The 10,952-nt window shown below is 70.9% G+C and carries 9 protein-coding genes and 1 pseudogene; 5 read left to right on the forward strand and 5 right to left on the reverse strand.

What is annotated here, in order from left to right; all coding sequences use genetic code 11:
• Nucleotides 1-11: 11 nt before the first annotated feature.
• The gene (locus D0D37_RS38290; RefSeq protein ID WP_116205475.1) at nucleotides 12-644 is read left to right on the forward strand and encodes a class I SAM-dependent methyltransferase; all 633 of its coding nucleotides are present in this window, start codon (nucleotides 12-14) and stop codon (nucleotides 642-644) included.
• 87 nt (nucleotides 645-731) lie between these two features.
• Here the strand turns inward: D0D37_RS38290 and D0D37_RS38295 are convergent, their stop codons facing one another.
• Nucleotides 732-2,633, reverse strand: coding sequence for a S8 family peptidase (locus tag D0D37_RS38295; protein WP_116205476.1), 1,902 nt, complete (start codon nucleotides 2,631-2,633; stop codon nucleotides 732-734).
• Between the two features lie 158 nt (nucleotides 2,634-2,791).
• Here D0D37_RS38295 and D0D37_RS38300 point away from each other — a divergent pair, with 158 nt between their 5' ends.
• Both D0D37_RS38300 and D0D37_RS38305 read left to right on the forward strand, forming a co-directional pair.
• Nucleotides 2,792-3,985 carry an MFS transporter gene (locus D0D37_RS38300; RefSeq protein WP_116205477.1) on the forward strand — a complete coding sequence of 398 codons (1,194 nt, stop codon included), beginning with the start codon at nucleotides 2,792-2,794 and terminating at the stop codon, nucleotides 3,983-3,985.
• A gap of 37 nt (nucleotides 3,986-4,022) precedes the next feature.
• Complete coding sequence (locus tag D0D37_RS38305; RefSeq protein ID WP_116205478.1) at nucleotides 4,023-4,538, forward strand: GNAT family N-acetyltransferase; 516 nt, start codon at nucleotides 4,023-4,025, stop codon at nucleotides 4,536-4,538.
• Here D0D37_RS38305 and lpdA read toward each other — a convergent pair.
• The 4 genes and pseudogenes from lpdA to pip form a co-directional block, all read right to left on the reverse strand.
• Nucleotides 4,528-5,913, reverse strand: coding sequence for a dihydrolipoyl dehydrogenase (gene lpdA / locus D0D37_RS38310; RefSeq protein ID WP_116205483.1), 1,386 nt, complete (start codon nucleotides 5,911-5,913; stop codon nucleotides 4,528-4,530). The two genes, D0D37_RS38305 and lpdA, sit on opposite strands and share 11 nt — an antisense overlap.
• Before the next feature lie 206 nt (nucleotides 5,914-6,119).
• The gene (locus D0D37_RS38315; RefSeq protein ID WP_116205479.1) at nucleotides 6,120-6,899 is read right to left on the reverse strand and encodes a lysophospholipid acyltransferase family protein; all 780 of its coding nucleotides are present in this window, start codon (nucleotides 6,897-6,899) and stop codon (nucleotides 6,120-6,122) included.
• A gap of 55 nt (nucleotides 6,900-6,954) precedes the next feature.
• Nucleotides 6,955-7,359 (reverse strand): nitroreductase family deazaflavin-dependent oxidoreductase, encoded by a 405-nt coding sequence (locus D0D37_RS48925; RefSeq protein WP_425267005.1) that lies wholly within the window; start codon nucleotides 7,357-7,359, stop codon nucleotides 6,955-6,957.
• Nucleotides 7,360-7,434: 75 nt separating this feature from the next.
• Nucleotides 7,435-8,373, reverse strand: a pseudogene (pip, locus tag D0D37_RS38320) (prolyl aminopeptidase); the annotation flags it as partial.
• A 91-nt stretch (nucleotides 8,374-8,464) separates the two neighbouring features.
• Here pip and D0D37_RS38325 point away from each other — a divergent pair.
• Nucleotides 8,465-9,148: a response regulator transcription factor gene (locus tag D0D37_RS38325; RefSeq protein WP_116205481.1), complete on the forward strand. Its 684-nt coding sequence runs from the start codon at nucleotides 8,465-8,467 to the stop codon at nucleotides 9,146-9,148.
• A 5-nt stretch (nucleotides 9,149-9,153) separates the two neighbouring features.
• Nucleotides 9,154-10,419 (forward strand): sensor histidine kinase, encoded by a 1,266-nt coding sequence (locus D0D37_RS38330; RefSeq protein WP_116205482.1) that lies wholly within the window; start codon nucleotides 9,154-9,156, stop codon nucleotides 10,417-10,419.
• The last annotated feature ends 533 nt before the right edge of the window (nucleotides 10,420-10,952 follow it).

Genomic DNA, 10,952 nt, shown 5'->3' on the forward strand with positions numbered 1-10,952 from the left:
ACACTGGGTTCATGGGACCACGTGACGCTTTGCTCGCCGGGTTGGCCAAGCAGCTGGGCCACCCGCGGGGCCGGGCCGGGCAGGCTGTCGTCCGGCTGCTCAACAACGTCAACCGCGGGCCGGTCACCGGAGCGGTCGACGCGCTCGAGATCCGCCGGGGCGAAACCGCGCTGGACCTGGGTTTCGGCGGCGGGCTGGGCCTCGACCTGCTGCTGCGCGCCACCGAGGGCGGCACCGTGCACGGCGCGGAGATCTCCGAGACGGCGCTGGCCCGGGCGCGGCGGGCGTTCCCGAAGAACCTCGCCGCCGGTCGGCTGGTGCTGCATCAGGCCGGAATGGCCGAACTTCCGCTGGACGACGGGACGATCGACGCGGCGCTGACCGTCAACACCGTCTACTTCATTCCCGAGCTGGCGCCCGCGTTCGCGGAGGTCGCGCGGGTTCTCACCGGCGGCGGCCGGTTCGTCGTCGGCATCGGAGATCCCGAGATGATGCGCGAGATGCCGTTCACCGGCCACGGCTTCCGGCTGCGGCCGCCGGAAGAGATCGAAAAAGCGCTCGCGGACGCCGGGCTGGAACTCCGCCGCCACGATCGGCTCGGCGACGGGCCGCGGGCGTTTCATCTACTGGTCGCCGGACGCTGAAAACGGGCCGCGCGCCTTCCCCCTGCTGACCGCTGGACGAGGAAAGGGCGGGTCCCCAGCCGAGGAACCCGCCCTTTTCGGATACCGCTACTTCTTCGGCACGCCCAGCGCGGCCAGCGCCGGACCGGCCATGATCACGCCGTTGCCGGTCACCGCGTCGAACCCGGGCGCGCCGAGGTCGATCGCGCTCGACACCAGCGCCGTGCGGACGTCCGCCGGGGTCGCGGACGGCTTGCCGGACAGCAGCAGCGCCGCGATCGCCGCCGCGTGCGGAGCAGCCGCCGAGGTTCCGAAGAACGGCTGGAAGCCGGTGACCGAGGTGGCCACGCCGTCGGCCGCGGTGATGTCCGGCTTCGCGCGGGTCGCGCCGCCGGTCGAGGAGACGTTGCCCGGGGTCAGCTCGGTGCCGTCGGCGTTGTAGAAGAGGTGCCGCTGGCCGTCGGAGGTGAAGCGCTCCCACTTGCTGGCCGAGGTGAACAGGCCCGGGTACGGGCCGGCCGGGTTCGCCGGGTCGCCGGTCTCCAGCGGACGCCCGAACGCGGCCGCCGCCGGGGCCGCGGCCACCGAGAACGCCGCGGCTGCCGCCGAGTGGCCCGAGGTCACGCCCGCCGTGCTGAATCCCTTGAGCGAACCGGAGTCGACGAACCGGCCGCGGACCACGTTGAGCGCGAGGAACCGGTCCGCGCCGTTGTACTTGACCACCGCGAGGCGGTAGCCGGAGCCGGAGGTCGGCACGGTCAGGCTCTCGTACGGGTTCTGCGAACCGTTCTGCGGGTTGGCGCTGGAGGCGACGACGCTGCCGGAAGCGTCGAGCAGGAACAGGTCGTAGTCGCTGGTCGAGTGCCCCCACGGGTCCGACCAGAACAGCGTCACCGGCCTGCCGAGCGAGCCCGGCGACAGCGGGTCGGCGGTCTGCACGCCGCTGCCCGGGTCGAAGTCGTGCGGGGTGCCGGTGACGCCCGGCAGCGTGGTGCCGGACGAGTGGAAGTCGCCCTCGTAGTAGCCGCTGCTGCCGTCGGTGAGGTTGCCGGAGTTGCCCGCGGAGGAGAAGTAGAGCGCACCGGCCGCGGTCACGTCGTTGACCGCCTGCGCGACCTGCGTGTCCTGGAACGGCGACTCGTCGAAGTACGCGACATCGTCCACGATCACTGTGCACTTGCCGGTGTTGCGCAGCGCGCGGATGTTGTCCGCGAAGCTCGACTCGCTGGTGAACGCGGTCGCGAAGCCAAGCGTCGCGCCCGGGGCGAGGTCGTGGACGATCTCCAGCATCGCGGTGCCCTCGTCGCCGCTGCCTGCCTGGCCGGGCAGCACGTCGACCGCGGGAAGTTCGCCGGCGTCCTGCGACTTCTTGAGCGAGTTGACGCCGTCGGAAAGCACGCAGACCTTCACGCCGGTGCCGTTGACGCCGTAGTCCGTGCGGGCGGTGTCCGCGCCGTGGGCTTTGTCCCCTTCGGACACCTGCACGGCGGCGACAGCCTTCTTGGCCAGCTGCTGACGCTGTGCGTCGGGCTCGTTCCAGGTCATCGCCTGCGTCGCGGGCTGGACCTGGCGGACGTCGCCGCGCGCCGCGATCCGGTCTACCGCGTTGAGCGGCAGCTGGGCACGAACCGAGCCATTGGACGAGGTGGACTGAACGGTGCCGCCCGCCGCCCGCACTGCCTGCGCGATCGCGGCACCGCCAGTGCCGGCGATATCCACTGAAACCGTGCCAGCCTGACTGACCGGCAGGCCGGTGCGGTAATCCGGAAGCAGCGCGGCGAGACCGCGGTCGGCGCGCAGGCGCTTCTCCACGACAAGCTGGCTGGACTGCTTCTGCTCGGCCGGGCTGAGGGTCTTCTTGATCCCCTGCAGCGCGCTGATCCCGGCTCCGGAGCGCGCGTTCGCCACGTCCGCGGCAGACGGCTGCGCGACGGCGACCCCGCTTCCGGCGAGCACCACCCCGACCGCCAGCGGCGCGGAATACGCGACCACCCGGCTCGTTCGTCTCATGACAACTCCTGTCCTGGCCCCCGGCCACCCACTGTGGTCACGTGAATCTAAAGAGCGACCGCGGCTAAGACCACCGACCAAAGTGGTATCTGCCCGGATGGCCCATCTGCTGAGATCCCAACGGGCCGTGTCCGAAGCGGAGCTGGCACTCTGCTCGCGTGGCGAACCTGGGGAGGGACTTCGCGCGGCTGTGGGCTGCGTACGCGATCAGCACAGCGGGCAGCACGGTCGGCGCCGGAGCGCTCGGGCTCGTCGCGGTGCTCGTGCTCGACGCGCCCGCGTGGCAGGTCTCCCTGATCACCGCGATCTCGGCCGCCTCCAGCGCGGTGCTCGCCTTCCCGTTGGGCCCGCGCGTCGAGTTCGCGCGGAAGCGTCCCGCGATGATCGTTGGAGACCTCGTCCGGTGCGCCGCGCTGGCGAGCGTGCCGTTGGCGGCCGCGCTGCATGTGCTGACGATGCCGCAGCTCTATGCCGTCGACATCGTCGTCGCCACCGCGGCCGTCATCTTCTCCGCGGCCAGCGGCGCGCACCTCAAAGCCCTTGTCGCGCCGAACGAACGGGCTGTCGCGCTGAGCCGTTTCGAGAGCACCGATTGGATCTGCTGGTCAGCCGGACCGCCACTGGGCGGCGTCCTGATCAGCGCGCTGGGCGCTACCGCGACGATGCTCATCGACGCTTTCTCGTTCCTGCTGTCCGCGCTCGGAATCCGCCGCTTGCGCGCGCCGGAACCGCCTCCCGCCATCGCTGAGGGACCTGCACGCCGCGGGTTCACCGACGGTTGGCGCTACCTGCTGCGCAGCCCCGAATTGCGGCCGCTGTTCTTCAACTCGGTGTTGTTCAGCGGCGCGGTCCTTTGGGTTACACCGCTGCAAACCGTGCTGATGCTGCGAGATCTCGGCTTCGCGCCGTGGGAATACGGGCTAGTGCTCGGCGTCCCGTGCCTCGGCGGGCTGGTCGGCGCCCGTCTCGCGCCGACGCTCAGCTCTCGATACGGCGCGCAGAAAGTGTTGCGGTGGACCAGCTTCGCGCGTACACCGTGGCTGCTCGCGCTGCCGTTCGCGATTCCCGGATCCGCCGGAGTCGTCCTGCTGATCGCCGCGAACTTCGGGCTGTTGCTGGTGGCTGGGATCTTCAACCCGACCTATTCGGCTTACCGCCTGTCGCTGATCGACGACACCGTCCTGACGCGGACGCTCACCGCCTGGTCGACCGGAACCCGCACCGCCAAACCGATCTTCATCACCCTCGGCGGGATCGCCGCCGGGGTGCTCGGCGTGCGCTTCTCGCTGGGGATTGGCGCCGTGCTCTGCCTACTCAGCGCCGCCGCGTTGCCCGCCCGCCGCGCCGAGTGATCAGTTTTTGTCGGTGGTGCCGGTTACCGTTGCCAGCATGTTCAAGATCGACCACGCGACCGCTGCCGACGCCGCCGCGCTCACTGACCTCATGCACGCTTCATCGGCCTACCAAGGCCAGTACGCCTCGATCCTGGAGGGATACGTAGTCACGCCGGACTACCTGAGCCGCTATGCGGTTCTGGCCGCCCGCGGTCCTTCGGGGCCAGTCGGATTCGCCGCGCTCACCGATGCCGAACTGGACCTGTTGTTCGTCGCCGACGAAGCGCAGGGCACCGGATTGGGTGCCCGGCTTGTCCGCCAAATCCTCGACGTGGCAAGGGAAAACGGGCTGTCCGAGGTGCGCGTGGTGTCGCATCCGCCCGCGGTGAAGTTCTACGAACGCATGGGCGCCCGCCAGATCGGGACTGTGCCGCCTAAACCGCCGAAGGTCTCGTGGTCGAGGCCGGAATTGGTGTTTTCCTTGGATTCCTGGCCCATGCCCGGAAACGACCGCGCCCCGGCCCGCGAAACCGCCGCGGGCCAGGGCGACCGTCGAAGAATCAGAAGTTGATCATATGGCCGGCCAGTCCGTGCACCGCTTCCTTCACCGCCTCGCCCAGTGTCGGGTGCGCGTGCACGTTGCGCGAAACCTCGTGCACCGTAAGGTCCCACTGCTGCGCCAGCGTCAGCTCCGGCAGCAGCTCCGTGACGTCCGGGCCGATGAGGTGCGCGCCGAGCAGTTCGCCGTACTTCGCGTCGCTCAGCACCTTCACGAAGCCCGCCGCGTCGCCGAGGCCGTGCGCCTTGCCGTTGGCCGTGAACGGGAACTTCGACACCTGAACGTCAAAGCCCTTCTCGCGCGCCTGTTCCTCGGTCCAGCCGAAGCTCGCGATCTGCGGCTGGCAGTAGGTCGCGCGCGGGATCATCACGAAGTCCAGTTCCATGGTCTCCGCGCCGGCGATCGTCTCCGCCGCCACGATGCCCATCGACTCCGACGCGTGCGCCAGCATCAGCTTCGCGGTCACGTCGCCGATCGCGAACAGGTGCGGCACGTTCGTCCGGCCGCGGCCGTCGATCGCGATCGCGCCGCGCTCGGTGACCTCGACGCCGGTGTTCTCCAGGCCGTAGCCCTCGACGTTCGGCCGGAACCCGATGGCCTGCAACACCTTGTCCGCCTCGAGCACCTGCTGCTCGCCGTTCTTCGACACGGTCACCAGCACCTTGGACCCCGAGTCGTCGATCGCCTCGACCTTGGTGCCCAGCAGCACCTTGATGCCCAGCTTGCGGTAGCGCTTGGCCAGCTCGGCCGACACCTCGGCGTCCTCGAGCGGCACCATCCGGTCGAGGAACTCGACGATCGTCACGTCCACGCCGTAGTTGCGCAGCACGTACGCGAACTCCACGCCGATCGCGCCGGCCCCGGCGATCACGATGCTGCCCGGCAGCTCGCTTTCGAGGATCTGCTTTTCGTAGGTGACCACGCGCTCGCTGCGCTGCGTGCCCGGCAGCAGCCGAGCCGTCGCGCCGGTCGCGATGATGCCGTAGGTGAAGGTGATCCGCTCGCCGTTCACCTCGAGGGTGTTGGCGTCCACGAAGGTGCCGCGCCCGTCGTACTCGGTGATCTTGTTCTTCTTCATCAGGAAGTGCACGCCCTTGACGCGCCCGTCCGCGACCTTGCGGCTGCGCTCGTACGCCGCGGTGTAGTCGAACCGGATCTCCCCGTCGGAGGAGATGCCGTAGGTCTTGGCCTCCTCCTTCACCGTGTGCGCCAGCTCCGCGTTGCGCAGCAGCGCCTTCGAAGGGATGCAGCCGACGTTGAGGCACACCCCGCCCCAGTACTTCTCTTCCACGACCGCCACGCTCAGGCCCAGCTGCGAAGCCCGGATCGCCGCGACGTACCCACCGACTCCGGCCCCGAGGACCACCACGTCATAGTCTGCGCTCATACCGTTGAAACTACCCGCCGCGCCCGCGCGGGGCGGCGTGACGGCGCCCGCTTTCAGCGCGGCGGCCGCCCGCTCCGGCGCATTCCCGGACGGCGAATCCGGGCACTGCTCGCCGGAACTGGACGTCACCTCGTCCGCGACGCCGCCCTGGGCGCCGCTGCATTGTCCACAGTGGCCGCGCCGAGCCGGACCGCCGGATCCGGTTGTCAGACCGGCGGACGCACGCCGCGGATCTCGGCCAGCAGCTCCGTCACCGCGGCCATGATCCGCGCCGTCGCCTCTTCCAGCACGTCCCTGGTCAGCTCCCGCCCGCGCAGGTCGCCGAGTTCCACCGGCGGCCCGGCGACGAACTCGATCTTCCGCCGCGGCAGGACGCGCGGAAACCACGAGCCCGCGGGCAGCAGTTCGTGCGTGCCCCAGTTCGCGACCGGAATCACCGGCACGCCGGTCTCCAGCGCGATCCGCGCCGCGCCGGTCTTGCCCTTCGCCGGCCAGCCGTCCGGATCCGCGGAAAGCCCGGCCTCCGGGAAGATCGCCACGCATTCGCCCGCACGCACCGCGGCGACAGCGTCGCGATACGCACCCGCGGCGGTCGGCGCGCCCCGGTGGACCGGGATGTGCTTGCCCGAACGCATCACCGACTTGATCACCGGCGCGTTCCACAGGCTCGCCTTCGCCAGGTATCGCGGCACGCGGCCGGAGCCGAGGCAGAACGCGGTGAGCGTCGTCGGGTCGGCGTTCGAGAGGTGGTTGGAGGCCACCACGACCCCGCCCGAGGCCGGGATGTTCCGCGCGCCGCGCACGCGGAACCGGCTCGTGAGGGCGAGCAGTTGCCAGACGACCTCGATCGCGAAGTGGTACCAGGCGCCCCGGCCGGACTTGGCGAACCGCCTGCCGTACCTCTGCATGCCGCGGAAGCCGAGCAGCTCCCCTTCGAGCGGGGTCCAGTTGTCCCGGGTCCGGGTGCGCAGCGCCATGAGCGTCATTCGTAGCGGAAGACGCTCCGGTTCGGTGCCGCGCGGACCCGGGACGCGGCCGGAATCACACCCGCTCGAGCACCACCACGGGGATCTCGCGGTCGGTCTTCTTCTGGTAGTCGTTGTAGGCGGGCCACACCGCGGCGAGCTTGTCCCACAGCCGGGCGCGTTCCTCGCCGGTCGCGGTCCGGGCGCGCGCGGCGAACTTGTCCGCCCGCACCTGCACGCGGACCTCGGGGTTGTCCTGCAGGTTCAGGTACCAGCCGGGGTGGTTCTCCGCGCCGCCCTTCGAGGCGACGATCACCGGATTGCCGTCGTCCTCCTGGTAGATGAGGGCGAACTTGCGGTCCTGACCCGTCTTGCGGCCCTTCGTGGTGAGCACCAGCGTCGGCACGCCGTCCTGCCAGTCGTGCCCGACCTCCCCGTCGGTCTCCTCGTAACGGCGAACGTGCTCGTCACCGAACAGCATGCGGATTTCCTTTCGTTCGACTTCCGCGCTCGACAGCCCGGACCTGTCCTCCCACCCTGCCGCGAACCGGTCGGTCGCGCTGATCAGCTCGTGCAGCGTGCCCGGTTCGTCGAAGGCGTGCCCGGCGTCGCCGATCATCTTCAGCTCGGCGCCCGGCAGCACCTGTGCGAGTTCCCAGGCGGTGGTGGCGGGAGTGACCACGTCGTACCTGCCCTGCACCAGAACGCACGGGATGCCCGAGAGCTTCCCGGCGCCGCGGATCAGCTGGTCCGGGGCGAGCCAGCCGCCGTGGCGGAAATAGTGGTTCTCGATCCGCGCGATCGCGAGCGCGAATTCCGGCTCGGCGAACGCGGCCACCACTTCTTCCTGCGGCGTGAACTTCACCGTCTCGCCCTCCCACTGGCTCCAGGCGAGCGCGGCGGGCCCGTGCACCTTCGGGTCCGGGTGATTCAGCAGTTCGTGGTACACCTCCAGCAGGTCGCCGCCGCGGCGCGCGTACGGCACCGGCGCGAGGAAACGCGACCACGCCTCCGGGAACACGCACGCCGCGCCCCCGCCGAAGAGCCACTGCACTTCTTTCAGCCGAAGCGTCGCGACGCCGCGCAGAACCAGCTCGGTCACCCGCTCCGGATGGGTTTCGGCATAGGCGAGCGCGAGCACGCTGCCCCACGAGCCGCCGAACAGCTGCCAGCGGTCGATGCCGCGGTCCTGGCGCAGCTGCTCCATGTCGGACACCAGGTGCCAGGTCGTGTTCACCGAGAGATCGACGTGCGGCTCGCTGCAGTGCGGTGTACTCCGGCCGCAGCCGCGCTGGTCGAACAGCACGATCCGGTAGCGCTCCGGGTCGAACAGCCGCCGGTGCCGCGCGGACGCTCCGCCCCCGGGCCCGCCGTGCAGGAACGCGACCGGTTTGCCCTCGGGATTGCCGCATTCCTCCCAATACAGCGTATTGCCGTCCCCGACCGGCAGCATCCCGTGGTCGTACGGATCGAGTTCCGGGTACAGACCGAGCATGCAGCCACTATGCCCGACCTCGGGCGCGTCCCGCTGGGGGTCCACTGTGGACGCGCGGACGCGGCCGGGGGCGGCCGGTTAGGCTTCCCGCATGGCGAAGGTACTGGTGGTGGAGGACGACGCGGCGATCGGCAGCGTCCTCGACTCCGCGCTGCGCGGGCACGGCCACACAGTGCAATGGTGCCGGGACGGCCGGAGCGCGCTGCGCGAGACCGCGGCCGATCTCGTGCTGCTGGACCTGGGCCTCCCGGACGTCGACGGCGTCGAGGTGTGCCGCCGGCTGCGCTCGGCCATGCCGGGCGCGGTGCTGGTGATCCTCACCGCGCGGGCGGACGAGATGGACGTCGTGGTCGGGCTGGAGGCCGGTGCGGACGACTACCTCACCAAGCCCATCCGGCTGGCCGAACTGCTCGCCAGGGTGCGCGCGCACCTCCGCCGCGGCGCACCGGCCGCGCCGTCGACGCCGGTCGTGCGGATCGGCGCGCTGGAGGTCGACATCGCGAGCAGGCGGGTCAGCCTGAACGGCCGGGAGGTCGCGCTGCGGGCGCGGGAGTTCGACCTGCTCGCTCGGCTGGCCGTCCAGCCGGGGCAGGCGGTGAGCCGCGACACGCTGATGTCCGACGTGTGGGATTCGCACTGGCACGGCTCCACCAAGACGCTCGACGTGCACATCGCCGCGCTGCGCCGCAAGCTCGCCTCGGCCGCCGAGTCGCCGTACGAGGTGCCGAGGATCGCCACCCTGCGCGGGCACGGATACCGGTTAGAGGGGGACTGAGCGGGGTGCGCCGCCGGATCGTGACGCTCACCGTCCTCGCGGCGGTCCTGGCCACGAGCCTGTTCGGACTACCGCTCGCGGTCGGGGCGCTGTGGTACTTCCGCACGCACACCACGTCCGCGCTGGAGCGGGCCGCCGACGGTACTGCGGTCGTGGTGTCCGACGCGCTCGCCGCGGGCCAGCCCTTCCAAGTCCCGGACAACGAGGACGGCGCCGAGGTCGGCGTCTACGACCCGAAGGGCCACCTCCTCGCCGGAGACGGCCCACCCACCGCGGACGACGTCGTGCGCGGGGTAGGCGCGACCCGCAGCGACATGCTGAACCAGAAGGTCGGCGACGAGGACGTGCTGGCGGTGCCAGTGCTGACCGGGGCTCGCCTCACCGGCATCGTGCGCGCGGCGCTCCCCCGGTCCGCGCTGACCCGCGACGTCGGCATCACCTGGCTGGTGATGGCCGGATGCGCGATCGGCGCGGTGCTCGCGAGCTGGCTGGTCGCCCGCCGGATCGCCGCGCGGCTGACCCGCCCGCTGGAAGACCTCGCGTGCGCCGCGGCCCGGCTGGGCGAAGGCGACTTCTCCGCACGGTCCCGGCGCTCGGCGATCCCGGAAATCGACCGAGTCGGTGCCGCCCTGGACGTCACCGCAGCCCGCATCGGCGAAACCCTGGAACGGGAGCGCGCCTTCTCCGCCGAAGCGTCACACCAGCTCCGCACCCCGCTGGCCGGACTGCGCCTGCAGCTCGAATCCGCCCTGGAAACCCCCGGCCGCGACCCCTATGCCGCGGTGCGCGCCGGCATCACCGCCGCCGACCGGCTGGAACGCACCGTCGAAGACCTGCTCGCGCTGTCCCGGGAACGCCGCGCCCCTCGCGACGAACTGGACCTGCCCGCACTCCTGGCCGAGTTGAACGACGCCCCGCTGCCCGACCACCGCGAACTACGCCTGGAAATCACCGACCCGCCCCCGGTGCGCGCGTCGGTCCCCGCCGTTCGGCAAGTGCTCGCCGTCCTCTTGGACAACGCGCTGAACCACGGCGAAGGAGCGATCACCGTCCGAGCCCGCGACGCCGGTGGCGCCCTGGCCGTGGACGTCATCGACGAGGGCCCGGACCTCGGCGAGCGCGACCCGTTCGCCGACCACACCCCCGGCGGACACGGCATAGGCCTCCGCCTGGCCAGAAGCCTGGCCGAAGCCGAGGGCGGCCGGTTGCGCCTATCGCGGCCTGATCCGCCGACGTTCACGTTGCTGCTTCCGGAAGCGCCCGCGTCCTGACCCAGCCCTGCGCAGCCCGCCGCTCGCCCAGACCCGGCGAGGCACCCGCAGCTATCTCCGACAACGCCCCTGGCCCAACCCGACCAGCGCCTCCTCGCCGATCGCGCAGATACGCCAGGGTCCACGCTGCTGCTTCCGGAAGCACCTGCCACCTGCGGCCCCGCCGCACGCACACACCCAATGCCAGGGACTTAAGGCGGCGCTGTGGGTGCGGCCTGAGGGGTGTCTGTCCTGGTCGCGGGGGCTGGCGAGGGATGCGGCTGTCCGTGAGGGGACCCCTGGGGGACTCTGATTCCCTCAGGGTTCCCCTCACGGACACGAGCAAGCGGCCACGAGGGCATAGGGCGGGCATTTCGGCGAGGTTGGCGTCCTTTGCAGACGATCGGCATGCCGAAGCCGCACGGCCTAAGTCCCTGGCATTGACGCACACCCGCCAAGGCCCCCGTTGCCGCTTCCGGAAGTACCCGGCACTTCACCCACCCGGCCACGCACAGCCCCACCGCGCGTACAGACCCGCCAAGGCCCATGCCGCC

The sequence above is a fragment of the Amycolatopsis circi genome (genome assembly GCF_003385235.1).
In the GTDB taxonomy this organism is placed as follows: Bacteria; Actinomycetota; Actinomycetes; order Mycobacteriales; family Pseudonocardiaceae; genus Amycolatopsis; species Amycolatopsis circi.

Excerpts from the sequence above, each read along its gene's own strand:
- D0D37_RS38295 (WP_116205476.1), bottom strand. The coding sequence starts at position 2,633 with ATGAGACGAACGAGCCGGGTGGTCGCGTATTCCGCGCCGCTGGCGGTC.
- lpdA (WP_116205483.1), bottom strand. The coding sequence starts at position 5,913 with ATGAGCGCAGACTATGACGTGGTGGTCCTCGGGGCCGGAGTCGGTGGG.
- D0D37_RS38305 (WP_116205478.1), top strand. The coding sequence starts at position 4,023 with ATGTTCAAGATCGACCACGCGACCGCTGCCGACGCCGCCGCGCTCACT.
- D0D37_RS38325 (WP_116205481.1), top strand. The coding sequence starts at position 8,465 with ATGGCGAAGGTACTGGTGGTGGAGGACGACGCGGCGATCGGCAGCGTC.
- D0D37_RS38290 (WP_116205475.1), top strand. The coding sequence starts at position 12 with ATGGGACCACGTGACGCTTTGCTCGCCGGGTTGGCCAAGCAGCTGGGC.
- D0D37_RS48925 (WP_425267005.1), bottom strand. The coding sequence starts at position 7,359 with ATGCTGTTCGGTGACGAGCACGTTCGCCGTTACGAGGAGACCGACGGG.
- D0D37_RS38315 (WP_116205479.1), bottom strand. The coding sequence starts at position 6,899 with ATGACGCTCATGGCGCTGCGCACCCGGACCCGGGACAACTGGACCCCG.